Raw genomic sequence first — 25,087 nt, 5'->3', positions numbered from 1 at the left:
AAGGGTTCCGGCGGCCGCGGCTATTGGGGTCGGGGGCAATGTTTGGACACAGCATGTTCCGCCACGATCGGTAGACTGGGTCGTTCGGAATGACTGAAAGTCCAGGGCATGTGGACAGCCATGCCCGGTGTCGCAGTGCTTTCACTTGACCAAGAGGAGCCACGATATGGAACAAGCAACCCGTACCCAAAAGCAGGCGAGCCGCCCGTTCGAGATGGACGTGAAGGCGATCCGCGCGAAGGCGCGCAAGGACATCGAGTCCGGCGCCGTGACCGACACCTACCGCGCCGACCGGCAGACCGTGCTGAAGCTGCTCAACGAGGCGCTGGCCACCGAGATCGTCTGTGTGCTGCGCTACAAGCGCCACTACTTCATGGCGCGCGGGCTCAACGCCGAGCCCGTGGCGGCAGAGTTCGCCGAACACGCCACGCAGGAACAGGAGCACGCCGACCGACTGTCGGAACGCATCGTGCAGCTGGGCGGCGAACCCGACCTGTCGCCCAAGGGCCTGCTTGAGCGCAGCCACTCCGAGTACGTCGAAGGCGGATCGCTGGAAGACATGATCAAGGAGAACCTGATCGCGGAGCGCATCGCCATCGACAGCTATCGCCAGATGATCGACTACATCGGCGAGCAGGACTCCACCACGCGCCGCCTGCTCGAAGAGATCCTGGCCGTCGAGGAGGAACACGCCGACGACATGTCGGACTTCCTGGCCCGCCGCTAGCGGGGCCGGCGGGGCGCGGCGGCGAGCGCGTCATGCCGGCGCGCCGCCGCGTCCAGCGCGGCATGGTGGTGTTCCGCCCAGCGGTCCAGCGCGACCAGCGCCACGTTCAGGGAGCGTCCCAGGTCGGTCAGGGTGTAGCGCACCTGCGGCGGCACCTGGCCCAGGTCTTCGCGCAACACCAGCCCGTGGCGTTCCAGTTCCCTGAGCGTCTGGGTCATGACTTTCTGCGAGATGCCGTCCAGCCTGCGCAACAGTTCGCCGTTGCGCAGCGGCCCGTATTCGAGCGCAGGCAGGATCAGGGGCACCCACTTGCTGGAGATCAGTTCCAGCACGCGGCGCGACGGGCACGCGGCATCGAAGACGTCGCCCGTGGACAGCGGCTCGGCGGAGATCGCGGTTTTCATGGTTACCGAAAAGTGCGTACTTGTCTTGCGGCAACTATAGCTTCTACGCTGGCGGTCTTCCCCATTCCTGGCAGGAGGCCGAGATGGCCTGGTTGATTCTGGTCGCCGCGAGCGCGGTGGAAATCGTGATGGCGCTGGCGTTGAAATACGCCGACGGCTGGACGCGGTTCTGGCCCAGCGTGATCGGCATCGCCGCCGCCCTGGGCAGCGTGTTCCTGTTGACGCTGGCGATGAAGCAGCTGCCCGCGGGTACGGCCTATGCCATCTGGACCGGCATCGGGTCCGTGGGCATCACGGTGCTGGGCATCCTGCTGTTCGGCGATTCGCCGTCCGCCGCGCGGCTGCTCTGCATCGCCATGATCGTGGGCGGCGTGGCGGGATTGAAAGTGCTGGAAGCCTGAGCCCGGCGGGCGGCGCGTGCCGCCCGCGCGGGCCGGATTCAGATCGTGTCGGCCCAGAGGTCGTATTCGTCGGAGTCGGTGACGCGCACGCGCACCATATCGCCCGCCTTCAGGGGCTTGTCCGAACTGACGTAGACGCAACCGTCGATTTCAGGCGCATCGCCGCTGCTGCGGCCCACGGCGCCGTCTTCGTCCACTTCGTCGATCAGCACGTCGATCTCGCGGCCGACCTTGCGTTGCAGGCGAGCCGCGGAGATGGATTGCTGCAGCTCCATGAAGCGTTCCCAGCGTTCCTGCTTGACCTCGTCCGGAACGGGGTTGTCCAGCAGGTTCGCGGGCGCGCCTTCCACCGGCGAATACTGGAAACAGCCGACGCGGTCCAGTTGGGCCTCTTGCATCCAGTCCAGCAGGTACTGGAAGTCTTCCTCGGTTTCGCCGGGGAAACCCACGATGAAGGTCGAGCGGATCGTCAGGTCCGGGCAGATCTCGCGCCAGCGCTTGATGCGCGCCAGCGTCTTGTCCTCGAAGGCCGGGCGCTTCATGGCTTTCAGGATGCGCGGGCTGGCATGCTGGAAGGGGATGTCCAGGTAGGGCAGGATCTTGCCTTCGGCCATGAGCGGGATCACTTCGTCCACGTGCGGGTACGGGTAGACATAGTGCAGGCGCGTCCAGACGCCCATCTCGGACAAGGCCACACAGAGTTCGGTCATGCGGGTCTTGACCGGACGGCCGTTCCAGAAGCCGCTGCGGTATTTCACGTCCACACCGTAGGCGCTGGTGTCTTGCGAGATGACCAGCAGCTCCTTCACGCCCGCCTTGACCAGGCGCTCGGCTTCGCTCAGCACGTCGCCCACCGGACGGCTGACCAGGTCCCCGCGCATCGACGGGATGATGCAGAAGCTGCAGCGGTGGTTGCAGCCTTCGGAAATCTTCAGGTAGGCGTAGTGGCGCGGCGTGAGCTTCACGCCCTGAGGCGGCACCAGGTCCAGGTAGGGGTTGTGGTCCTTCTTGGGCGGCGCGGCGTCATGCACGGCGCGCACCACTTCCTCGTACTGCTGCGGGCCGGTCACGGCCAGCACGCTGGGGTGCACATTGCGGATCACCGATTCCTCGACGCCCATGCAGCCGGTGACGATGACCTTGCCGTTCTCGGCCAGGGCCTCGCCGATCGCTTCCAGCGACTCCGCCTTGGCGCTGTCGATGAAGCCGCAGGTATTGACGACGACGACGTCCGCGTCATCGTAATCGGGCGTGACTTCGTATCCTTCGGTGCGCAGTTGAGTCAGGATCCGTTCGGAATCGACCAGGGCTTTCGGACAGCCCAGGGAAACGAATCCCACGCGCGGGGTGCGGCCGTCGGCGTTGGCGGCGGCGATGGTGTCGGCCAGGGTGGATGCGGCGGACGCGTTCGCGTCAGCGCTGTTGGCCTTGCCGGGGCCCTTGCCAGGCCGGGAGGTTTCGAGGATTTCCAATATCGTTCACCAAAAAATCGCGGCGAGTAGGTCGCGCGGCGGATGTGTTGTTTGTTCGGGGCGAAGCCGGGGCGGCAGGCTTCAAGATTCAGCGTGTTCGTCGGCGCGCCAGGGGGGCAGCTCTCGCAGGGTTTCAGGGTGGAGCATTGCTACCTGCAGCAGGGTCTTCGCCGCGCCCGAGGGGGTGCGTCGTCCTTGCTCCCAATCTTGCAGAGTGCGTACGCTCACGCCCAGCAGCTCAGCGAAATCGGTTTGCGGCAGGCCCACGCGGTTGCGTGCTTCGCTGATATGCGACGCCTGCCACCGTGCGCTGTGCGCCGTCGGGGCAGCATTCTTCATGGCTCTTCAAAAGTCGGGCGTAGGCGGTATGCGGCGTCCCAGGGGTTCAGGCCGTCGCGCCGTGAGGGCGGCGACGGCGAATGTCGAATTATACGGCATTGCCGTAGGTCGATCGGGGACTGGGACGGGCTCGCAATCCCCCGGGGGCTTATGAAAACGATGCGACCTCGTTCAACCTGTTCCCGGCATCTCCCGCAGCGACCCTGGGCCTGCCGCGACGGCGTTCGCCGGCCTGTCCCGCCGAGGCCCGATAGGTTTAATCGTCATGCCACGCGGGCCGGTAATCTGGCATATAGTCACACCGCAAAATCAAAATACCAAAGTGAGCGCATGGATCCGTCGTTGCTTCCGTCCCTGGCATGGTTCGCTCACGTCGCGCACCATCGCAGTTTTACGAAGGCAGCCGCGGAAATGGGTGTTTCCCGGGCCAACCTGTCGCAGAACGTGAAGGCCCTGGAACGGCGCCTCAACGTCAAACTGCTATACCGCACCACGCGCGACATGTCCCTGACGGAAGAGGGGCGGCGGCTGTACGAGGCCTGGTACCCGGCGCTGATCGCCCTGGGGCGGGCCGTGGACGACATCCATCGTGCTCCGCACGAACCCGAGGGCCTGCTGCGGGTAAATACGTCGCGAGCCGCGGGCAAGCTTCTGATCGAGCCGCATTTCGATGAATTCTGTTCCCGTTATCCCAAACTGAATCTGGAGCTCGTCATGGACGACGGGCTGGCGAATATCATCGCCGACGGTTGCGATGCCGGTATCCGGGTGGGGGAAAGCCTGGCGGAGCACATGGTTGCCGTGCCGATCACGCCGGCCATGGAAATGGCGGTGGTCGCCACGCCGGCTTATCTCGAACGGTTCGGGGAACCCGCCACGCCCGCGGATCTGGCCGGCCACAATTGCCTGCGCTACAGGCTGGCCACCGGCGCGGTATTTCGATGGGAATTCACTTCGCCCGCGCCGGATAACCACGCATTCACCGTCGAGCCCCGGGGAAGCCTCACCACCAATGACGACGCCGGGATGATTCGCGCCGCCTTGCAGGGCGTGGGATTGATGCAGCATTTCGATATCGTGGTCCAGCGCCATATCGCGTCGGGGGCGCTCGTGCGCGTGCTGCGGCCATGGGCCAGGCCGTTTCCCGGTTTTTATATTTATGCGCCCGAGCGCGCGCAAATGCCGGCCAAACTGCGGGCGTTCATCGATTTTCTCGTTGAGAAAAGAAATGCCATGCCCGGATGGAACGATGGTTTCAATCGAAATGCTGTTTGAAAACCACATTAATACGAGCGTTTAAACCGGAACCGCCCGAGCCAGGCGAAATGCCAGACTTATATAAGTCATTGAAATGCAATAATTTGTATTGCTGCGTCAATTTTTCGATACTTCTGATGTATTTGTAAATTGACACATAAGGGTTAACCCTCGATTACTATCTTGTCTTCATGGTTATTGCGCTTCACCAGGCGGGGCGGCTCGGGCCGCCAGCCGCCAGGCGAACGCAATGATTGCAAGACACTGCGTCGCTCCAACCCAAGGGAAAGAGGATTGGGGCCTTGAGCGGCGACAGCGCGGTCAACTGAATTTCAAAATCTCCAGATGGGCAACGGCCTTGCGCGAGCATGGCCTGGCCCAGGCCGTCTGTCGCGCATGAAAAACATAAACGCGGGATCGCTCGAAGCGGACGAAAACCCGGTACAGGAATAATCAGAATGAATAATTTGAAAATATCGACCAGGCTGGCATTGATTATTGGATGGCTGTCCGTCTTGATGATGGGCATAGGCGGAGCCGGCATATACGGCATACGCCAGACCAATGCCGGTTTGCAGACGGTCTACGAAGACCGGACCGTGGCGCTGGGCGAATTGCTGGACGTGCAGCGGCAACTGCTGCGCAATCGCGGCTCGGTATCCCGGGCCGTCGCGATCGACGATGCGCGGGAAACGGAAAGGCTGCTGCATGAGATCGCCGACGGCGTGAAGCGGGTGGACGCGGCCTGGGGCGCGTTCAAGGCCACCAGCCTGTTGCCCGAGGAGCAGGCCATCGCGAACGACTTCGAAGGCCGCCGCAGGTTGTTCCTGGACGGCTATCTCCTGCCCGCCCAGCAGGCGCTGCGCGAAGGGCGCGCCGCGCAGGCCAGGCGGCTGCTGATCGAGAAGGACGAGCAGCTTTATGCGCCGCTGCGCGAAGACATCGTCCGGCTGACGGATTTCCAGCTCGACACCAGCAAGCGCGAGTACGAGGCGGCCCAGACGCGCTACGCCGTCGTGCAGGCGGTCTCGATCGGCCTGACCGCCGTCGGCATCGGCCTGGCGATCCTGCTCGGCATCGCGCTGATACGCGGTATCCAGTCGTCGCTGAAGCGGGCGGTGGCGTCCGCCAATGCCATCGCCGGCGGCGATCTGGCGCGTCCGGTCGAGGTGCGGGGCAAGGATGAGATCGCGGTCCTGTTGCTGGCCTTGCGCCAGATGCAGGACGGCCTGCGCGAGGTGGTGCGTTCGGTACGGGGAAGCTCGGACAGCGTGGCCGCCGCCAGTTCGCAGATCGCGCAGGGCAACCTGGACCTGTCGGCACGCACCGAAAGCCAGGCCAGCGCCCTGGAGGAAACCGCGGCGTCGATGGAGCAGTTGAACGCGACCGTGCGCCAGAACGCCGACAATGCGCAGCAGGCCAACCAGCTGGCGCAGGACGCGTCGACCACCGCCGAGCGCGGCGGCAAGGCGGTGTCGGAGGTCGTGGGCACGATCAAGGAGATCAGCGAGTCCAGCAACCAGATCCTCGACATCATCCAGGTCATCGATTCGATCGCGTTCCAGACCAATATCCTGGCGCTCAATGCCGCCGTGGAGGCCGCGCGCGCCGGCGAACAGGGGCGCGGCTTCGCGGTGGTCGCTTCCGAAGTGCGGGCGCTCGCGCAGCGCTCGGCGACGGCGGCCAAGGAAATCAAGACGCTCATCCTGGACAGCGTCGGGCGGGTCGAGCAGGGCAGCGCGCTGGCCGAGCAGGCCGGCGCCACCATGGCCGAGGTCGTCGCCGCCATCCGCCACGTGACGGACATCGTGGGCGAAATCAGCGCCGCCAGCGTTGAACAGAGCGCGGGCGTGGGCCAGGTCGGAGAGGCGGTGACGCAAATGGACCAGGCCACGCAGCAGAATGCCGCGCTCGTGGAAGAAATGTCGGCCGCCGCCGCCAGCCTGCGCAGCCAGGCCGAGGAACTGGTCCGCACCGTGGGGGTGTTCAAGCTCGGCACCGTCCGCCCCGAGACGGCGGACCGCGCCGTCGCCATGCCGGGCCTGCGTCCCGCCGTGGCCCTGCAGGGGCCCCGCGGGTCGGACTGGCAAGCGTTTTAAGGAATCGCCGCATGACCGACGACAGCACCGGCAGCAATGCCAGGCGCGCGACTAGTCACGCCCGGAGCGCCGCGACGTGATCCACTCGAAGCAGGAAGTGCGTTTGTGGGCGATTCTGGAGCATCTGCCCATCCAGGTGGCGTGGCTCGATCCGCGCCTGCAATGCAAGTATGCGAACCTGCCCTTCGGCAACGAGGTCGGCCTGCCGCCCGAGGCGCTGACGGGGGTTCAGGTCATGGATGCGCTGCCGCTCGAATGGCAGGAGGCGCTGGCGCCGGCGGTTGCCGACGCGCTGCGCGGCAACCGGGCCCAGCGCGATTTCGCCACGACGAACGCGGACGGATCCGTGTCGCACAAGCGGGCCACGGTCCTGCCGCAGGCCCGCGGCGCCGGCAGCGCGGAATGGGATGCGCTGATCCTCGTGTCCGACCACACGGAATCCGCGCGCATGCGGCAGAAGCTGCATTCGTCGGTCAACGCGCTGGCGGACCTGAAGGTCGCCCTGGACGCGCACGCCATCGTGGCCGTGACCGACGCGCGCGGCGTGATCACTTCGGTAAACGACAAGTTCTGTTCGATCTCCCAGTACGACCGCGGCGAGCTCATCGGGAAGACGCACCGCGTCGTCAATTCGCGCACCCATGGGCCGGAATTCTTCCGGCACTTGTGGCGGGTCATTTCCTCGGGAGACATCTGGACGGGCGAAATTTGCAACCGGGCCAAGGACGGCTCGCTGTACTGGGTGCAGACGACCATCGTGCCCTTTCTCGATGCCGCCGGTAAGCCGGTGCAGTACATCTCCTTGCGGGTCGACGTCACGCAGCGCAAGCTGCTGGAGGAAGACAGCGTGCGGCGCGCGTTCTTCGACGACCTGACGGGCCTGCCGAACCGCAGCCTGATGAAGCGGCGCCTGCGCGAGATGAAGCGCGTCTGCGCCGAGTCCGGCGCATACGGGGCCTTGATGTTCCTGGACCTGGACAACTTCAAGGAGGTCAACGACACGCTCGGGCACGAGAGCGGCGACGAGCTGCTCAAGCAGGTGAGCGGACGCCTGAGCGCGCTGATGCGGGAAGACGATACCGTCGCCCGCGCGGGTGGGGATGAATACGTGATCATCGTGGGCGACCTGGGGCGCGACGAGGTCGCCGCCGCCGAGAAAGCCCATGCGATGACGGAGCGGATCCGGCGCGAGCTCAACCGGCCCTACGACGTCCAGCAGGTCGAGGTGCATTCGTCGCCCAGCATCGGGGTGGTGCTGTTCCACGGCGAGTCCGAGTCCGACGGCGAGATCCTCAAGCATGCCGATATGGCCCTGTACCGCTCGAAGGTGCAAGGCAAGAACCAGGCCAGCCTGTTCGACCTGGACCTCCGCGACAGCATCCTGCGGCGGGCCTCGACCCTGGCGGACCTGCGCGCGGCCATCGCGCGCGAACAGTTCCGCCTGTACTACCAGCCGGTGGTCGACGCCCGACGCCGGGTCATCGGCTACGAAGCGCTGATCCGCTGGCTGCATCCGCAGCGGGGCGTGGTGATGCCCAATCAGTTCATCGGCCTGGCCGAGCAGACCGGCCTGATCGTGGAAATCGGCGAATGGGTGATCCGGCAGGCGTGCCGGCAGCTGCGCGCCTGGAGCGGGGAGGCGGAGACGGCGCAATGGAGCCTCTCGGTCAACGTGAGCGCCCGGCAGATCCGCGACCCCGGTTTTCCGGCGAAGGTCAGGCGCCACGTCGAAGCCTCCGGCATCGATCCGAAGCTGCTGCGCCTGGAACTGACCGAGAGCATGTTCCACACCCGGCCCGAGCAACTCGTGGAAGTCATGATCCAGCTCAAGCGGATCGGCATCCGCTTTTCGATGGATGACTTCGGCACTGGCTATTCATCGCTGGCCTGCCTGAAGGACATGCCGTTCGACCAGCTCAAGATAGACCGCGCTTTCGTCACGGACCTGATGACCCACCCCCGGGGCAAGGCCATCGCGCGCACCATTCTCGATCTGGCGTGCGCCCTGGAGCTGCATGTCGTGGCCGAGGGGGTGGACTCGATGGAGCAGTTCCATTTCCTGCAGGAGCACGGGTGCCAGGCCTTCCAGGGCTATTTGTTCGGCAAGCCGGAGCCGCTGAGCGACGAGGCGGGGAACGCGGCCTGACCCTCGCGACGGCGGCAGAAGTCCAGGAACCGCAGGAGCGACGGCCGCCACTCGTGCGCGCGCCGCCAGACGACGAGGGTGGGCGGGTTGTGCAGGCGCAGGTCGATGGGCAGGATCACCGCGGCCTGGCCCGCGGTCAAGCGTCGGGCCGCGGCCACCGGCAGCATGACGAGGTAGTCGGTGGCGCGGATGAATTCGTCGGTCAGCAGCAGATCGCTCACCTGGATGCCGCGTGGCGGCAGGTCCAGCCCCGCCTGCAGGAACAGCTCGGCCAATTTCGCATGCATCATGGTGTCTGGCCGGGGTTTGCACCAGGGCTGGCCGTGCAGGTCCCGCAGTGTCGGGGCCGGCCGCGAGGCCAGCGGCGACAGCCGCGCGTTGGCGACGACCGCCAGCGGCTGCGGCGGCGCCAGGCGCAGCCGCCCCAGTTCCGGCGAGACCAGCGTGGGGTCGTCATAGCAGACCAGCGCGTCCAGCCCGTCCTGCTGGAGCAGCTCGGTCATCGCCCGGAAGCCGCCCGTCTGCACGTCGAGCGCAATGCCGGGGTGCGCCTCATTGAAGGTATGGATGAGCGGAGCGAGGCTCAGCTTGCCCATGTCCGTCGCCACGCCGATGCGCAGGCCGCCCTGGTTGCCCGAGCGCACGTCGACGATGATCTCGGCCATCGAACGCGCCCGAGCCACCAGCGCTTCCATGACCGGCAGCACCTGGGCGCCCATCGCCGTCGGCCGCCTGGCGTTGCCGGCGCGCTCGAAGAGCTTGAAGCCCAGCTGCTCTTCCAGTTCCGCCAGGGTCTTGGAGACCGCGGATTCGCTGACGTTGGCCTGCCGGGCGACCTCCTTGGCCGTGGGCGCGTCGCGCAGGGCCAGGGCGATCTGCAGATGCCGCAGCTTGATCCGGGCGGCCAGCATTTCGATGGATTTGCGGTTAACCATTTGCTCAAGTGACAGGTAGAAAAATTCACTATACGGCAAGTGCGGCTCGGCCGATGATGCCGGAATGACAGCCCCGCGGCCTGGCCGGCAGCCGCGCGGCGCGTCGTCCTCCAACTTTCCCTGCCGACTGGAGAATCGCCTTGATCGCCCGACTTCGACTCCATGCCTTATTGCTTGCGGCCGCTACGGCCTTCTCGATGCCGCTGGAGGCCTCCGCCCAGGCCGCGGGCGGCGACGCCAAAGTGGTGAGGCTCGTGGTCGGCTATGCGGCCGGCGGGGCGGCAGATGCCGTGGCCCGGGCGTATGCCGAGCAGCTGCAGGCGGCGGGCTACGCCAACGTGATCGTCGAGAACCGGCCGGGCGCCTCGGGGAGGCTGGGCTTCGATGCGGTCAAGCGGGCCAAGGCGGACGGCCTGACGCTGTACCTGGGTTCTTCGCCCATGTTCGTGATCTTTCCGCTCACCTACCGCAAACTGGGATACGACCCGGACCATGATCTGCGTCCGGTGGCCGTGGTGGCCGACGTGCCCACGGCGGCGGTGGCGGGCGCGAGCCAGCCCTACGGCGACATGCCGGGCTATGTCCAGTGGGCCAAACAGGCGCGCGGCAAGGCGAATCTCGGATTGGCGACGCTGGGCAGCCCCGGCCAGCTCGGCACCATCGAAATGGCGAAGCAGAACGGCCTGCAGGTCGAGCCGGTGGTGTATCGAGGCGCCGCGCCCATGCTGGTCGACGTGGTCAGCGGCGAGGTTTCCATGGGCTGGGATGCCGTGGCCAGCATGATGCCGCTGTATTCCGGCGGAAAGCTGAAATTCCTGGGCGTGGCCGGCAGTCGGCGCCTGCCCATGCTGCCCGATGTGCCGACGCTGCTGGAACAAGGCTATCCCCAATACCAATATGCCTCCAGCTGGTACGGCATCTACGCGCCGGCCGGCACGCCGGACGCGGCCGTCAGCGGCCTGGAGCAGGCGTTGCTGGCCGCGGGCAAGAATCCGGCGCTGGTCGAGAAGCTGCAGGCCAGCGGCTTCCTGGTCGAGCCGCGCTCCGGCGCGCAGGCCCGGCAGCGCATGGAAACGGAGCGCGCGCATTGGGCGCCCATCGTGAAGGCGGCGGGCATCGTCTTCGACGAATGATGCCGGGGATGGAACAAGCATGAGCGATTCCCTCAGCCAATTGAGCGCCGTCGAGGCGGCGCGCCTCATCCGCGACAAGGCGCTGTCGCCCGTCGAGCTGGTCCGCGCGGCCCTCGACCGGGCGGAGCGCCTGCAGCCGGTGTTGAACTGCTTCATCACGCTCTGCCCGGAGCGGGCCCTCGACGAAGCGCGGGCGGCCGAAGCCGCGCTGATGCGGGGCGACTCCCCGGGCCTCTTGCCGGGCCTGCCGTTCACGGTGAAGGACCTGGTCAACACCGAGGGCGTGCGAACCACCTTCGGCGCGGTGCCGTTTCGCGACAACGTGCCGGCCGAGGATGCCCTGGCCGTGGCGCGGCTGCGCGCGCAGGGCGCGATCCTGATCGGGAAAACCACCACGCCCGAATTCGGGGCCAAGTCGATGACGGATTCGCCGCTGTTCGGCCATACCCGCAATCCGTGGAACCTGGAACGCACGTGCGGCGGGTCGAGCGGCGGTGCGGCGGCGGCGACGGCGGCCGGGATCACCGCCCTGGCCGTGGCGACGGACGGGGGCGGCTCGACCCGGATTCCGGCGGCCTGCAACGGCGTGGTCGGATTCAAGCAAAGCATCGGGGCCATTCCCCACAGCCAGGCGCTCGACGCCATCGGCAACCAGACCTACGTCACGCCCACGACGCGCACCGTTGCCGACACGCGCCTGATGATGGCCGCCATGAGCGGCCCGCATCCCTGCGATCCCTGGTCCCTGGGCATACCGGATGGCGGCTACGCGCAGCCGGTGGCGGCTCCGGGCGACCTGCGCGGCAAGCGCGTGCGCTATTGCGTCGCGCCGCCCGGGCGGCCGGTGGATCCCGACGTGCGGCAGGCCTTCGAGGCCGCGCTCGAACGCCTTGCCGGCCTGGGCGCGGAGCTGGAAGCCTTCGACGGAACGGGCTTCGACGTGGAGCCGATCTGGCGCGTGATCAATCACACCGTCTGGCGCGCGCGCTATCTGCCTTTGATCGAGCAGGCGCCCGAGGCCTACAGCGCGTCCTTGCGCCGGCAGATCGAGTCGGCCGCGCAGTTCAGCGCGGTGCAGTACCAGGAAGCCATGTTTGCGCGCACGGCCATCTTCCGCAAGGTCCAGGCGCTGTTCGGCCAGGCCGATATGCTGGCGATGCCCACGATGTCGCGCACCGCCGTGCCGCTGGGCACCGACATCTTCGACGCCATCGTCATCGACGGCCGCGCGCGCGAGGACATCCGGGCCCACTGGTATCCCTGGACGATGCTGTTCAACCTGACGGGCAACCCGGCGATCAGCGTGCCTTGCGGACAGGGGCGGGACGGCCTGCCCATCGGGTTGCAGCTGGTCGGCCGCTGCCATGCCGACGCGGACCTGCTGTGGGCCGCCGAAGCGTTCGAGCGCGCCGGCCCCGCGCCGCGGCTGCCGGCCGTGCCGGACCGCCTGCCGGCATGAGCGCGGCGGCGCCGGCTGCGCGAGGCCCTCAGGGCCCGCCGCGCCGGTACAGGGCCAGGGTGCCCGCCAGCCCGATCAGCAGCCCGCCGCAAGCGCGGTTGAGCCAGCGCAGGCCGGCGCCCCGAAAGGCGCGCACCATCTGCGCGCCCAGCGCCGCGTAGGCCAGCATCACCATCACGTTCATGAGCGCCATGACGCCGGCCAGGACGGCATATTGCGCGAACAGCGGCGCGGCCGGATTGATGAACTGCGGCAGGAAGGCCGACATGAACAGCAGCGCCTTGGGGTTGGTGAGCGCCACCGCGAAGCTGCGCAGGCCCAGCGCGAGGCCGCCGGGGCGCGCGCCGTCCGGCTGGGCCGACGGCATGACGAGCGCCGCGTCCGAGCGCAGCATTTTCCAGCCGAGATAGGCCAGGTAGGCCGCGCCGACCCATTTGATGAGCTGGAAGGCGACTTCGGACGCCGCCAGCACCACGCCCAGCCCCGACGCCACCGCGCCGATCAGGATCAGGTCGGCCAGCACCGCGCCGCCCATGCCCCAGCAGGCCGCCCGCACGCCGTGGCGCGAGCCGTTGCTCATGGCGAGCAGCACCGTGGGGCCGGGGGTGATGATGGTGACGGCCGAGGCCAGGACGAAAAGCAGCAGGGTGGCGAGGGTCATGGAAGCGCTCCGGAACGGGAGCCAGTTTGCCGCCGCGGCCGCGATTCGTCCAGGTCCGGCTACCATATCGGTCTTATCCACAGAATCCGCATCATGTCCACGCGTTCCGACTCTTCCCCTCTGGCTCCTCCGCTTTCCGCCGTCCTGCTTTCCAGCGCGGAGGTGGTGGAGGGCGTGCTGGACGGCCGTTCCCTGACGGACGCGCTCGCCGACGTGGAATCCTCCCTGCGGCCCGCCGTCCAGGCCGTGTCGTTCCACGCCATGCGCTACCTGGGCTGGGCCGACGCCGTGGGGCGCGAACTGGTGCAGCGCTATCCCAGCGTGCTCTTCGAATCGCTGCTGCTGGTGTCCCTGACCTTGCTGAAGGAAGAGGGCGAAGCCGCCGCGGCCTTGCCCGGCATGCCTGTCTATGCGCCGCACACGGTCGTGGACCAGGCCGTGACGGCGGCCTCCCGCCAGCGCGCCCTGGCCTCTTACAAGGGCATGCTCAACGCCTGCCTGCGCCGCTTCCTGCGGGAACGCGCGACGCTCCAGGCGGCGGTGGCCGACAGCCCGGAAGCCCAATGGAACCATCCGGGCTGGTGGGTCAAGCAACTGGCCGTGGCCTATCCGCAGCAATGGCGCGAGATCCTCGCCAGCGCCAACGTGCCGGCGCCGCTGACCCTGCGCGTGAACCGCCGGCGCGCCAGCCGCGAGCAGGTGCTGGCCGCCTTCCAGGCGGCGGGGCTGGAGGCCGAGGCCGTGGGCCAGTCCGGCGTAGTGCTGTCCACGCCCAAGCCCGTGGCGCAGTTGCCGGGATTCGCCGAGGGCTGGTGGTCGGTGCAGGACGCCGGCGCCCAACTGGCGGCCGAACTGCTGGCGCCGGCCGGCGGCATGCGGGTGCTGGACGCGTGCTCGGCGCCCGGCGGCAAGACGGCGCACCTGCTGGAACTGGCCGACATCGAGCTGCTGGCGCTGGACGCCGACGCCGGCCGCCTGGCCCGCGTGCAACAGAACCTGGACCGCCTGGGTCTCGCCGGCAGCCATGTGCGGCTGAAGGCGGCCGATGCCGCCGACCTGGACAGCTGGTGGGACGGCAAGCCCTTCGACGCCGTGCTGGCCGACGTGCCGTGCACGGCCTCGGGCATCGTCCGCCGCCATCCCGACATCCGCTGGTTGCGTCGCGAGAACGACGTGCGCCGGACGGCCACGCTGCAGGCCCGCATCCTGGACGCGCTGTGGCGCACCGTGGCGCCCGGCGGCCGGTTGCTCTATGTAACGTGTTCGGTGTTTCCGCTGGAGGGAACGCGCCAGGCGCTGGAATTCATGCAGCGCCATGCGGACGCGGTCCGGCTGGACGCACCCGGACAATTGCTGCCTGTTGCGGTCGATGCAACACCCGCGGCGCAGCACGACGGGTTTTTCTACGCCTTGTTTGCCAAGCAGACCTGAATCGCCAAGAATAGGGGCATGACGTAGTCTCGGTGTCGTATGTCCATTATCTCGCGCTTATTTCTTGGGTTGTTGCTGGTATCTGCCTTGCTTTCGTTCGCGCCGGGCGGAGAAGCCCATGGAGCCGAGCCCAAGATCACCCAGGTGCGCCCGATGGTCCGCGACGGCAAGCTTGAGATCGACGCGGATATCGAATTCGGACTGAACGACCAATTGCGGGACGCCGCCCAGCGCGGCGTCCCGTTATATTTCACGGCCGACCTCACCATCACGCGCGAACGCTGGTGGTGGTTCGACAAGTCCCTGGTGGACACCTCCCGCACCTGGCGCATCGTCTACAACGCGCTGACCCGGCAGTGGCGCGCCGGCGTGGGCGAGCTGTCCTTCCCGGTCGCATCGCTCGACGAAGCCATGGGCGTGGTCCGCCACGTCCGCAACTGGCCGGTGGCGGACGCCGCCGAGTTCGACGCGGACGTGCTCTATGGCGGCCAGCTGCGGCTGCGCCTGGACACCTCGATGCTGCCGCGACCCTTCCAGGTCAATGCCCTGAACAGCAGTTCGTGGGTGCAGGCCACGCCCTGGACCGACTTCTCGTTCGTGCTGAGCGACAAGGAGAAAGACCCCTCATGAGGCTTTTGCTTCGGCTGGCCCTGATGATCGGCGCCGTGAGCGGCCTGGCGTTGCTGGGCCTCCTGGCCTGGTCCACCGGCAATGCCTCGCGTTTCGCGCGCTATTACGACACCTTGCTGGTGCTGAACGGCATTTTCGCGCTGGCGCTCTTCGTCTGGGTGGTGGCGCTGACCGTGCGGCTGGCCAGGCAGATCCGCCGGCGCCAGTTCGGCGCGCGGCTGACGGCCCGCTTTTCGCTGGCCTTCGCGCTGATCGGCGTGGTGCCGGGCGCCCTGATCTACACCGTGTCGGTGCAGTTCATGTCGCGCTCGATCGAATCCTGGTTCAACGTGCGGGTGGACACGGCGCTGGAGGCGGGCCTGAACCTGGGCCGCGCCGCGCTGGACTCCCTGCTGGCCGACCTGGACGCGCGCGCGCGCTCCATGGCCGTCGAGCTGAACCGCAACAGCGACAGCGGCGTGGCGCTGACCCTCACGCGGTTGCGCGAGGCCAACGGCGTCCAGGAAGCCATGGTGTTCACCGGCAGCGGCCGCATGGTGGCCTTCTCCACCAGCCAGTACGGCCAGTTGCTGCCTGCCATGCCGCCGTCCACGGTGATGAACCAGCTGAGGCTGGCGCGCGGCTACTCGGCCGCCGAGGCCGACGATCCCATCACCCCCGGCGCCGAGGGCGGGCTGCACCTGCGGGTGGTGATCCCGCTGGCCGGGCCGGACCGCTACGACAACCTGCTGGGCGCGGCTTCCGAGCCCCGCTGGCTGCAGTTGCTGCAGCCCGTGCCCGAGCAGATCGCGCACAACGCCAATCAGGTGCAGCAGGGGTTCCGCGACTACCAGGAACTGGCGCTGTCGCGGCTGGGCCTGCGCAAGCTGTACGGCATCACCCTGACCCTGGCGCTGTTGCTGGCCGCGTTCGGCGCCATCGCGGTGGCGCTGTCGCTGTCCAAGCGCCTGGTGCGCCCCTTGCTGAGCCTGGCGGGCGGCACGCAGGCGGTGGGCGTGGGCGACTACCGGCCGCTGCCCGAGCCGCCCGAGCGCGACGAAGTGGGCCAGCTCACGCGGTCGTTCAACGCCATGACGCGCCAGCTCGACGAGGCGCGGCGCATGGTCGAAAGCAACCGCCAGCAGCTGGAGCGCTCCAATGTCTATCTGGAAAGCGTGCTCTCCAACCTGTCTTCCGGGGTGCTGGTGTTCGACGAGTCGTTCCGCGTCACCACCGTCAACCAGGGCGCCCAGACCATCCTGGGCGCGGACCTGCGCTCGGTCATCGGCCGCCCGCTGGAGACGGCCGACGGCATGCTGGAATTCGCCAACATCGTCAGGCAGGCGTTTTCCGCCCACGCGGCGGTGGGATCCGAGCGCCAGCACTGGCAGCAGCAGTTCGAGATCAGCCCCTCGCAGGGCAGCGCGCCCGTCGCGCCGCAGCCGCTGACCCTGCTGGCGCGCGGCACCCACCTGAAGGTGGACGGCCGCGGCAACGGCTACCTGGTGGTGTTCGACGACATTACCGAAGTGATCTCGGCCAACCGGACGGTGGCCTGGGGCGAGGTGGCCCGGCGCCTGGCGCACGAGATCAAGAACCCGCTGACGCCGATCCAGCTGTCGGCCGAGCGCCTGGCCATGAAGCTGGAGGGCAAGCTGCCGCCGGCCGAGGCCCAGATCGTCGAGCGGTCCACCAACACCATCGTCAACCAGGTGGCCTCGCTCAAGCAGATGGTGGACGACTTCCGCGAATACGCGCGCACGCCGCCGGCCGTGATGCAGCGGATCGATTTCAACGCGCTGGTGGCCGACGTGCTGTCGCTGTACGGCTGGGAGCCCGAAGGCGGCTCGCCGCGGCATGGCGGCAAGGCCCTGAACCTGGACGTGTCGCTGGGGCCGGACCTGCCGGCCATCGAAGGCGATCCCACCCAGCTGCGCCAGGTGATCCACAACCTGCTGTCCAATGCCCGCGATGCGATCGCCGAGCAGGGCGGGCAGGGGCGGGTGAGCGTCACGACCCAGCTGATGCGCAGCGAACAGCCCGACGGCGCGGACCACAAGGCGCTCCGGTTCACGGTGGCCGATACCGGGCCGGGCTTCCCGCCCCAGGTCATGCAGCGCGCGTTCGAGCCGTACGTCACCACCAAGTCCCACGGGACTGGGTTAGGATTGGCAATCGTGCGCAAGATCGTGGAAGAACACGGCGGACGTATCGACCTTGCGAACCGCAAGGAGGGAGGAGCGCGGATTTCCATCTTGTTGACCCGGCTGGCTTCCGAGGCCGATACTATGGACGCGACCGCGCAAGAAAAGGATAATGCGGCTACGCAATAGGTGGATGCTTTATGGCCAGAATTCTGGTGGTTGACGACGAAGTCGGTATACGCGAGCTTTTGTCGGAGATCCTTTACGACGAAGGACACACGGTCGAGCTGGCTGAAAACGCGGCGCAGGCGCGCGCCGCGCGATTGCGCATGCGTCCTGACCTGGTGTTGCTGGACATCTGGATGCCCGACACCGACGGCGTGAGCCTGCTCAAGGAATGGGGCTCGCAAGGCCTGCTGGACATGCCCGTGATCATGATGAGCGGCCATGCCACCATCGACACGGCGGTCGAGGCCACGCGCATCGGCGCCATGGATTTCCTCGAAAAGCCCATCACCCTGCAGCGTCTGCTGAAGACCGTCGCGGCCGGCCTGGCCCGCGGCCGCGCGCCGCACCCGGCTCCCGCCGCCGCGCATCCGGCGGCCGCCAGCCCGGCGGTGGCCCTGGAAGACGAGCTCGATCCCCCCACGCTGGCCGCCGCGCCCGCCAACGAAATCCCGGTCGCCTCCAACGGCCAGCTGGGCAGCATTTCGCTGGACCAGCCGCTGCGCGAAGCGCGCGACGAGTTCGAGCGCATCTATTTCGAATACCACCTGGTCCGCGAAAGCCACAGCATGACCCGCGTCTCGGAGCGCACCGGCCTGGAGCGCACCCACCTCTACCGCAAGCTCAAGCAATTGGGCATCGAGTCCGCCCGCAAGCGGAGCACATGAAGATCCTGATCATGGGCGCTGGTCGCGTAGGCACCAGCGTGGCGGAGAACCTGGTGTCGGAAGAGAACGACATCACGGTCATCGATTCGGATCCCGTCCAGCTTCAATACCTGCAAGAGCATTTCGACCTGCGCGTCGTCCATGGCGACGGCGCGCAGGTGTCGGTGCTGGAGGCTGCCGGCGCCGCCGACACCGACCTCCTGATCGCCTGCGCGGCCTCCGACACCGCCAATATGGTGGCCTGCAAGATCGCCCGCCAGCTGTTCAATATCCCCCGCCGCATCGCCCGCATCCGTTCGGTCGAGTTCGCCGAACACGCGGAGCTCATGAGCGAAGAGGGCTTCTGCATCGACGCGCTGATCAGTCCGGAGCGCAGCGTCACCACTTACCTGCACAGCCTGATCGAATTCCCCGAGGCCTTGCAGGTGGTGGAGTTCGCGGAAGGGCGCGTCAGCGTCGTGACCGTGCGGGTGGGCCATGGAAGCCCGATGGCGCATTCCCCCGTGGACAAGCTGCGCGACGTCTGGCCGGACGTGAAGGCCCGCGTGATCGACGTGCTGCGCGGCGGACGGCCGCTGCGCGCCGGCAGCGGCACCGTCATCGCCCCGGGCGACGAGGTGGTCCTGGTGGTGGACTCGCGCGACGCGCGCCGGGCGGTCCGGCAGCTGCGCGAGGCCGAGCGCGACGTGCGCCGGGTGATGATCGCCGGCGGCGGCAATATCGGCCTGCGCCTCGCGCGCCAGCTGGCCGAGGAAAAATACAGCGTCCGCATCATCGAGCGCGACCTGAAGCGTTGCGAATACCTGGCCACGCAACTGCCCGACAGCGTGCTGGTCCTGCACGGCAGCGGCACCGACGAGGCCCTGCTGGAGCGCGAGAACATCGAGGACATGGACACCTGGCTGGCGCTCACCAGCGACGATGAGGACAACATCATGTCCTCGCTGCTGGCCAAGCGCCTGGGCGCCCGCAAGGTGATCGCCCTGATCAACCGCCAGGCCTACGGCGAGCTGATGCAGGGCAGCCACATCGACATCGCGGTTTCGCCGTCCCAGGCCACCATGAGCGAGCTGCTGCGCCACGTGCGCCGCGGCGACGTGGCCGCCGTGCACCGTCTGCGCCAGGGCGTGGCGGAGGCGCTGGAGGCCATCGCCCACGGCGACCGCTCCAATTCCAAGGTGGTCGGCCGCGCCGTGGGGCAGATCAGCCTGCCCAAGGGCGCCAGCATCGGCGCGCTGGTGCGCGAAGACGAAATCATCCTGCCGGACGCCGATACCGTGATCGAATCCGACGACCACGTCATCGTCTTCGTGCCCTCGCGCCGGCAGATGCCGCGCGTGGAAAAGCTGTTCCAAGTCTCGGCGTCCTTCTTCTGATGCGCGCCGCCTCCCTCATCCTCCGCGGGCCGCGCGCGGCCGGATAGCTCCATGAAGCGCGTCCTGGGCACCCTCTACATCCTGGGCCTGACGATGGTGATGTTCGCCCTCACCATGCTGATCCCGCTGGGCGTGGCCTACGTGGGCGGCGACGCCGCGCGCGGAGCCTTCCTGAACGGATTCCTGATCTCGGTGGGCATCGGCGGCGGCCTGGCCGCGCTGACGCGGCGCGCCCGTTGCGAACTGCGCGCGCGCGACGGCTTCGTGCTGGTCTCGGCCGTGTGGGCGGGCCTGCCGCTGCTGGCGGCCATTCCGCTCTTGCTCTATTTCCATGGCGCCGGGCAGCCGCTGTCTTTCACCGGCGCCTACTTCGAGGCCATGTCGGGCCTGACCACCACCGGCGCCACGGTCCTGACCAACCTGGACACCCTGCCGGCCTCCATCAACCTCTGGCGGGCCACGCTGATCTGGATCGGCGGCATGGGGATCCTGGTCCTGGCCGTGGCCATCCTGCCGCTGCTCGGGGTCGGCGGCCACCAGGTCGTGCGCGCGGAAACGCCCGGCCCCATGAAGGACGAGCGCCTGACCCCGCGCATCGCCAGCACCGCCAAGGCGCTCTACGCGGTCTATTTCGTCTTCTCGATCCTGTGCTTCCTGGCGTACCGGGCGGTCGGCCTGTCGTGGTTCGAGGCCTGGTGCCACATGGCCACGACGATGGGGCTGGGGGGCTTCTCCACCTGGGACGACGGCTTCGCCCACTTCGATTCGGTGGCGGTGGAAATGGTGGCCATGGTGTTCATGCTGATCGCCGGGATCAACTTCGCCACCCATTTCAACGCCTTCCGCCAGCGCAGCGCGCGGGCCTACCTGCGCTGCCCCGAAGCCATCCCTTACCTGGTTGTCGTGCTGGGCGTGGGGCTGGTGATCTCCGTGTTCCTCTACCTGAAAGGCGTCTACGCCGAACCGCTGGAGGCGCTGCGCTACGGGATGTTCAACACGATCTCGATGGCGACCACGACCGGCTACGCCAACACCGATTTCGCGCAATGGCCCCTGTTCGCGCCGCTGACCATGCTGCTGCTCTCGGGCTTCGCGACCTCGGCGGGGTCGACCGGCGGCGGCATCAAGATGATACGGGCGATCCTGCTGGTCAAACAGGCGCGCAACGAGCTTGTAACAATGTTGCATCCGCATGCGGTCAGCCCCGTGCGGATCAACGGCAGGGCGGTCGAGGCCCGGACCATGTCCTCGGTGCTGGCGTTCATGCTGTTCTACGGCCTCTCCATCGCCGTTTTCACCAGCCTGCTGCTCCTCTCCGGCCTGGACCCGATCACCGCCTTCTCGGCCGTTTTCGCCAGCGTGAACAACACCGGCCCCGGCCTGGGGCCGGTCGGCCCGATGGGGAATTTCGCGGTGCTGTCGGACTTCCAGATCTGGGTCTGTACTTTCGCCATGCTGATCGGGCGCCTGGAGCTCTTGACCGTGCTGGTGCTGTTCACCCCGATTTTCTGGCGCAAGTAGGCGCTGCCGGGGCGGCGGCCGTCCAGCCCCCTTTTTGGCCCGGATTTAGTCCGTAATAACCCTGATTAGGGTTATCCCTTCCCCCTCCGAAAGCCCCTTCCAGACTCGCCATCCGGACCTCGCGGGCCGGAGAGCCGCGCCATTTCTATGTCGTAAGCACTCGCTCACTTTGTCTCGCAGGGGAAAACCGAATGCTTCGCGATGTTGCACATAAATGTCACGATTCTCAATCGTTTTGCCACAAAGTTGCGGCTATCATGCATGCACAAGTTGCCGTCTAGTGCCCCCCGGGAAGTTGCCGGGCTTCAAGGTCGAACGGCGCACCCCCTCATCAAACATTCAAAGGAGTCCGAGATGGAACAGATCCCGTTCATTTCGTCGGCCCCCAACACCCTGGGCATCGAGCTCGAGCTGCAACTGATCGACCCCCGCAGTTTTGACCTGACCGCAGCCTCTGACGAGCTGCTGGCCCAAATGGCCAACCACCCCATCGCCGACCGCGTCAAACCGGAAATCACGCGGTCGATGATCGAACTGAACTCCTCGGTGCACGAGCACCCAATGGGCCTTCTGGCCGAAATGCGCGAGATGCGCGATGCGCTCGTCGAAGCAGCGGACGCCGTCGGCGTCTCGGTCGCGGGCGGCGGCGCGCACCCCTTCATGCGCTGGCAAGAGCGCTCCATCTCCGACACCCCGCGTTTCCAGTACCTGGCCGAAATGTACGGTTACCTGGCGCGTCAATTTACTGTCTTCGGTCAGCACATCCACCTGGGCGTGCGCAACGGCGACGATTCCATCAAGCTGCTGCGCCGGCTGTCGCCCTATGTGCCGCACTTTATCGCGCTGTCGGCCTCCTCGCCGTATTGCGAGGGCGTGGATACGCTGTTCTCGTGCTCGCGCCTGAACGCGGTCAACAGCTTCCCCCTGGCCGGCCACATGCCGCCCGAAGTGAAGGATTGGTATCAGTTCGAGGCCCATCTGGCCCAGCTGCGCGCCTATGGCCTGGCCGAGAGCATCAAGGACCTGTACTGGGACATCCGCCCCAAGCCGGAATTCGGCACGGTCGAAATCCGCGTCTGCGACACGCCGTTGACGGTCGAGCGGGCCTGCCAGATTGCGGCCTTCGCCCAGGCCCTGGCGGTGCTGCTGATGCGCGAGGACGATCCCTGCGACAACGCCTGGCTGTCCTACCGCAGCAACCATTTCCAGGCCTGCCGCTTCGGCCTGCAGGGCAGCTACGTGACGCCGGACGGCCAGCGCCTGCGCCTGATGGACCACCTGCGCGTGCTGTTCCAGCGCTTGATGCCGGTGGCCGAGGAACTGGGCACGGGCGACATGATCGCCACCCTGCGCGACGAATCCATGCGCAGCGGCAACGATTCGCGCTGGCTGCGCAGCCAGTTCCATCGCCTGCGCGATCTGCCGCTGCTGGTGGAAGCCATGTCGAACGCCTGGCGCGGCGTGGCCGCCGGCGCAACCGCGCCCGCCGAACCCACGGCGGTCCTGCGCCGCCGCATCCGGGCCACTTCCGAACCCATGCAGCCGCTGCGCGCGTCGGAACCCGGGGTCAGCGTGCCCCTGCCCGAACGCCTGCACTAGGGTCTGTTAACCCGCCTCAGGGGGTGCCGCGCTGGCGGCCCCCGATCGCGCTGACCGACAGCCGGGTTTCGCCCGCCGTCGTGCGGTGCGCGGCGGCGCGCCAGGCATGGCCGTACGCCACTTCGATGCTCAGGGCAATCAGCCCGTCTGGCCGGCGCTGCGCTTCCAGCGCGGCGCAGAGGCGGTCGCGCCAATCGCGGCCCACCAGCCCGCCCCGGCGGCCCTCGGCGGGGTTTCCGCCCAGCGCCCGCACGTCTTCCAGCAGCTTTTCGGGGCTGCGGTACGTGAGGGTCAGGATTTCCTGGTCCATGACGGGGTCGGCAAAGCCGTTTTCCACCAGCAGGTCGCCGAAGTCGTGCATGTCCACGAAGGACGGCGTGGCCGTGCGCAGGCCCGCGTCGGCCAGCGCCTGGCGCAGCTCGCGCAGCGTGGCCGGCCCCAGGCAGGAGAACATGGCCAGCCCGCCCACCTTCAGGATGCGCCGCCATTCGGCCAGCACGGCATGCGGGGCGCGGTGCCAGTGCATGGCCAGGTTCGACCACACCAGCTCCAGCGATTCCGGCGCCAGCCCGGTGTCTGCCAGGTCGGCCTGCACGAAGGCGGCGGCGGACGGGCCCCGGCGCGCCAGCTTGCCGATCCAGGCGGACAGGCCGCCGGGCGCGTGGCGCTTGCGCGCCAGGTCGAGCAGCGGGCCGCAATTGTCCAGCCCGGTATAGGCGGCTTCGGGATAGCGTTCGCGCAGCAGCGCGAGGTTGTCGCCGGCGCCGCAGCCGGCATCCAGCATGGCCTGGGGGTGTATGCGGATGTATTGCAGCCGGCCCAGCATGCGGCGAGCGATTTCCCCATACAGGAACTGGGCGTCGGACAGGTCGCCGCGGCGGGCGAACTGCCGGGGCACGTCGGCGCTGACGATGGGCAGGGAAGGAAGCGTTGCGGGTTCTGGCAAGGACATTTCGGTCGCGCCCGCGCCTTGATGGCGGAGCGGATCATGGTTTCATGAGGGATGGCATCCATTATTGCGCATCCCGGCCGCGGGCTCCGATTGTCCCTACGGAACATGGGGCGGCTGCTGCTGGCCCGCGTCGGCTGCGACTGCCCCCTGTGCGGCGCGCGGGTGGGGGGAGCGCGGCTTTGCGCGGGCTGCGAGGCCGACCTGCTCTCGGCGCCGCCGCGCTGCGGCCGCTGCGGGCTCAGGCTGCGGCCTGGCGCGCCCTGCTGCGCCGCCTGCCTCGGCACGCCCCGCCTGTTCGGGCGCACGGTGGCGGCATTCGACTACGAACCGCCGGCCGATGCCCTGATCCTGATGCTGAAGGCCCAGCGGCGGCTCGGCGTGGCGCCGGTGCTTGCGCGGCTGATTGCCGCCGCCCTCGCTCGCGATGGCCCGCTGCCCGCCGGCACGCTGCTGCTGCCCGTGCCGGCGGGGCGCGCCTCGCTGCGCAGGCGCGGCATGAACCCGGCCGCCGAGATCGCTCGCGGCCTGGCGGCGGAATTGGCGCTTCCCCTGGCGCGCGGCGTATTGCTGAGGCGCCGCGAGGCGCCGCCCCAGACCGGCCAGGGCCGGCAGGCCCGCCGTGCCGGCGCGGTGGGCGTGTATTCCTGCGCGGGTGGAGTTGAAGGCCGGCACGTGGCCGTGGTGGACGATGTCATGACGACGGGCAGCACCGCCGATGCCGCCGCGGGCGCGCTCTTGGCCGCGGGGGCGGAGGGCGTCACGGTGCTGGTGGCGGCGCGCACGCAGTGAGCCGGCTCGCACGCAGTGAGCCGGCCCCCACGCCGTGAGCCGGCCCGCCGGCAAATCGGCGACAATTCCGGCATACGGCCTTTCGCGCCGCAAGCTGTCTGCCGAGTCCCATCCGCCATGTTCCACGTCATCCTCGTCTGCCCCGAGATCCCTCCCAACACCGGCAACGCCATCCGCCTGTGCGCCAATACGGGGGCCCAGCTGCATCTGGTGCGGCCGCTGGGTTTCGAGCTGGATGATGCCCGCATGCGCCGAGCGGGGCTGGATTATCACGAATGGCAGCCGGTCCGGGTGCACGATACGCTGCAGGAGGCCCTGGCCGATACCGGGGCCGCGCCGTCCAGCATCTACGCGCTGACCACGCATGCGCAGCGCAGCGTGGCGGACATCGGTTTCAAGCCGGGCGACGTGTTCGTCTTCGGCCGCGAAACGGCCGGGCTCTCGGAGGAGCACCAGGCGATGTTCCCGCCCCAGCAGCGCGTGCGGCTGCCGATGCGCGCCGGCCAGCGCAGCCTGAACCTGTCCAACGCCGTGGCGGTCACGGTGTTCGAGGCCTGGCGCCAGCAGGGCTACGAGGGCGGCGTGTAGGATGGGTGGAGCGCGAGAGTTCTTAAGGAAGAACTCAAGTATCCAGCGCGCGAAACCCATGCGGCCGTGGGCAGATAGTGCCCGGCATCGGCCGGAAAACACGCGATTGCGGCCGCATGGGTTGCGCGCGTTCGGCGGCTGATTTCTAGCCT

Annotated in this window: 23 protein-coding genes; 16 read left to right on the top strand and 7 right to left on the bottom strand. The window is 67.8% G+C overall.

Features of this window, described 5'->3' with window-relative positions; all coding sequences use genetic code 11:
* Positions 1-166 precede the first annotated feature (166 nt).
* Positions 167-727, top strand: a complete 561-nt coding sequence (locus ADE01S_RS23995; protein ID WP_062684252.1) for a ferritin-like domain-containing protein — start codon at positions 167-169, stop codon at positions 725-727.
* Here the strand turns inward: ADE01S_RS23995 and ADE01S_RS23990 are convergent.
* Positions 724-1,131 carry a winged helix-turn-helix transcriptional regulator gene (locus tag ADE01S_RS23990; protein ID WP_062684251.1) on the bottom strand — a complete coding sequence of 136 codons (408 nt, stop codon included), beginning with the start codon at positions 1,129-1,131 and terminating at the stop codon, positions 724-726. The genes ADE01S_RS23995 and ADE01S_RS23990 overlap by 4 nt on opposite strands.
* An 83-nt stretch (positions 1,132-1,214) precedes the next feature.
* Here ADE01S_RS23990 and ADE01S_RS23985 point away from each other — a divergent pair, with 83 nt between their 5' ends.
* A complete protein-coding gene (locus ADE01S_RS23985) occupies positions 1,215-1,532 on the top strand; it encodes a DMT family transporter (RefSeq protein WP_062684250.1) in 318 nt (105 codons plus the stop codon).
* A 38-nt stretch (positions 1,533-1,570) separates the two neighbouring features.
* Here ADE01S_RS23985 and rimO read toward each other — a convergent pair whose 3' ends face one another.
* A complete protein-coding gene (gene rimO, locus ADE01S_RS23980; protein ID WP_062684293.1) occupies positions 1,571-2,908 on the bottom strand; it encodes a 30S ribosomal protein S12 methylthiotransferase RimO in 1,338 nt (445 codons plus the stop codon).
* A 177-nt stretch (positions 2,909-3,085) separates the two neighbouring features.
* Positions 3,086-3,343, bottom strand: coding sequence for a helix-turn-helix domain-containing protein (locus tag ADE01S_RS31360; protein WP_075873342.1), 258 nt, complete (start codon positions 3,341-3,343; stop codon positions 3,086-3,088).
* Between the two features lie 330 nt (positions 3,344-3,673).
* Between ADE01S_RS31360 and ADE01S_RS23975 the strand changes: the two genes are divergently transcribed.
* The gene (locus ADE01S_RS23975) at positions 3,674-4,618 is read left to right on the top strand and encodes a LysR family transcriptional regulator (RefSeq protein ID WP_062684249.1); all 945 of its coding nucleotides are present in this window, start codon (positions 3,674-3,676) and stop codon (positions 4,616-4,618) included.
* 187 nt (positions 4,619-4,805) lie between these two features.
* On the opposite strand, the gene ADE01S_RS31845 is transcribed toward ADE01S_RS23975, so the two are convergent.
* Positions 4,806-5,129, bottom strand: a complete 324-nt coding sequence (locus ADE01S_RS31845; protein ID WP_165695631.1) for a hypothetical protein — start codon at positions 5,127-5,129, stop codon at positions 4,806-4,808.
* Between ADE01S_RS31845 and ADE01S_RS23970 the strand changes: the two genes are divergently transcribed.
* Positions 5,059-6,699, top strand: a complete 1,641-nt coding sequence (locus ADE01S_RS23970) for a methyl-accepting chemotaxis protein (RefSeq protein ID WP_082775887.1) — start codon at positions 5,059-5,061, stop codon at positions 6,697-6,699. The genes ADE01S_RS31845 and ADE01S_RS23970 overlap by 71 nt on opposite strands.
* Before the next feature lie 76 nt (positions 6,700-6,775).
* Positions 6,776-8,845: a putative bifunctional diguanylate cyclase/phosphodiesterase gene (locus tag ADE01S_RS23965; RefSeq protein WP_082775886.1), complete on the top strand. Its 2,070-nt coding sequence runs from the start codon at positions 6,776-6,778 to the stop codon at positions 8,843-8,845.
* Here ADE01S_RS23965 and ADE01S_RS23960 read toward each other — a convergent pair.
* Positions 8,791-9,780 (bottom strand): LysR family transcriptional regulator, encoded by a 990-nt coding sequence (locus ADE01S_RS23960; RefSeq protein ID WP_062684247.1) that lies wholly within the window; start codon positions 9,778-9,780, stop codon positions 8,791-8,793. The genes ADE01S_RS23965 and ADE01S_RS23960 overlap by 55 nt on opposite strands.
* Positions 9,781-9,920: 140 nt before the next feature.
* Here ADE01S_RS23960 and ADE01S_RS23955 point away from each other — a divergent pair, with 140 nt between their 5' ends.
* Entirely contained in the window at positions 9,921-10,913 is a 993-nt protein-coding gene (locus ADE01S_RS23955; protein ID WP_232482074.1) for a Bug family tripartite tricarboxylate transporter substrate binding protein, read from the top strand.
* Between the two features lie 19 nt (positions 10,914-10,932).
* Entirely contained in the window at positions 10,933-12,372 is a 1,440-nt protein-coding gene (locus tag ADE01S_RS23950) for an amidase (RefSeq protein ID WP_062684245.1), read from the top strand.
* A 28-nt stretch (positions 12,373-12,400) separates the two neighbouring features.
* On the opposite strand, the gene ADE01S_RS23945 is transcribed toward ADE01S_RS23950, so the two are convergent.
* Positions 12,401-13,033 (bottom strand): LysE family translocator, encoded by a 633-nt coding sequence (locus ADE01S_RS23945; RefSeq protein WP_062684244.1) that lies wholly within the window; start codon positions 13,031-13,033, stop codon positions 12,401-12,403.
* A gap of 93 nt (positions 13,034-13,126) precedes the next feature.
* Between ADE01S_RS23945 and rsmB the strand changes: the two genes are divergently transcribed.
* The 7 genes from rsmB to ADE01S_RS23910 all read left to right on the top strand — a co-directional run bounded on the left by rsmB (position 13,127) and on the right by ADE01S_RS23910 (position 22,606).
* Positions 13,127-14,464 (top strand): 16S rRNA (cytosine(967)-C(5))-methyltransferase RsmB, encoded by a 1,338-nt coding sequence (gene rsmB, locus ADE01S_RS23940; RefSeq protein ID WP_062684243.1) that lies wholly within the window; start codon positions 13,127-13,129, stop codon positions 14,462-14,464.
* 39 nt (positions 14,465-14,503) lie between these two features.
* Entirely contained in the window at positions 14,504-15,094 is a 591-nt protein-coding gene (locus tag ADE01S_RS23935; protein WP_082775885.1) for a DUF4390 domain-containing protein, read from the top strand.
* Complete coding sequence (locus ADE01S_RS23930) at positions 15,091-17,406, top strand: sensor histidine kinase (protein WP_062684242.1); 2,316 nt, start codon at positions 15,091-15,093, stop codon at positions 17,404-17,406. Before ADE01S_RS23935 ends, ADE01S_RS23930 begins: the two co-directional genes overlap by 4 nt.
* A gap of 11 nt (positions 17,407-17,417) precedes the next feature.
* A complete protein-coding gene (locus ADE01S_RS23925; protein ID WP_062684241.1) occupies positions 17,418-18,110 on the top strand; it encodes a response regulator in 693 nt (230 codons plus the stop codon).
* Positions 18,107-19,486 carry a Trk system potassium transporter TrkA gene (trkA, locus tag ADE01S_RS23920; RefSeq protein WP_062684240.1) on the top strand — a complete coding sequence of 460 codons (1,380 nt, stop codon included), beginning with the start codon at positions 18,107-18,109 and terminating at the stop codon, positions 19,484-19,486. Before ADE01S_RS23925 ends, trkA begins: the two co-directional genes overlap by 4 nt.
* Positions 19,487-19,537: 51 nt before the next feature.
* Positions 19,538-21,007 carry a TrkH family potassium uptake protein gene (locus tag ADE01S_RS23915; protein ID WP_062684239.1) on the top strand — a complete coding sequence of 490 codons (1,470 nt, stop codon included), beginning with the start codon at positions 19,538-19,540 and terminating at the stop codon, positions 21,005-21,007.
* Positions 21,008-21,361: 354 nt separating this feature from the next.
* Positions 21,362-22,606 carry a YbdK family carboxylate-amine ligase gene (locus ADE01S_RS23910; RefSeq protein WP_062684238.1) on the top strand — a complete coding sequence of 415 codons (1,245 nt, stop codon included), beginning with the start codon at positions 21,362-21,364 and terminating at the stop codon, positions 22,604-22,606.
* A gap of 16 nt (positions 22,607-22,622) precedes the next feature.
* Here the strand turns inward: ADE01S_RS23910 and ADE01S_RS23905 are convergent, their stop codons facing one another.
* Entirely contained in the window at positions 22,623-23,558 is a 936-nt protein-coding gene (locus ADE01S_RS23905) for a methyltransferase domain-containing protein (protein ID WP_062684237.1), read from the bottom strand.
* 90 nt (positions 23,559-23,648) lie between these two features.
* Here ADE01S_RS23905 and ADE01S_RS23900 point away from each other — a divergent pair, with 90 nt between their 5' ends.
* Both ADE01S_RS23900 and ADE01S_RS23895 read left to right on the top strand, forming a co-directional pair.
* A complete protein-coding gene (locus ADE01S_RS23900) occupies positions 23,649-24,347 on the top strand; it encodes a ComF family protein (RefSeq protein ID WP_367305448.1) in 699 nt (232 codons plus the stop codon).
* A gap of 117 nt (positions 24,348-24,464) precedes the next feature.
* Complete coding sequence (locus ADE01S_RS23895; RefSeq protein ID WP_062684235.1) at positions 24,465-24,935, top strand: tRNA (cytidine(34)-2'-O)-methyltransferase; 471 nt, start codon at positions 24,465-24,467, stop codon at positions 24,933-24,935.
* The last annotated feature ends 152 nt before the right edge of the window (positions 24,936-25,087 follow it).

It is taken from the genome of Achromobacter denitrificans NBRC 15125 (assembly GCF_001571365.1).
GTDB classification, from domain to species: Bacteria; Pseudomonadota; Gammaproteobacteria; order Burkholderiales; family Burkholderiaceae_B; genus Achromobacter; species Achromobacter denitrificans.
The sequence above is the reverse complement of the archived record's forward strand: the minus strand, read 5'-3'. Positions and strand labels throughout refer to the sequence as shown.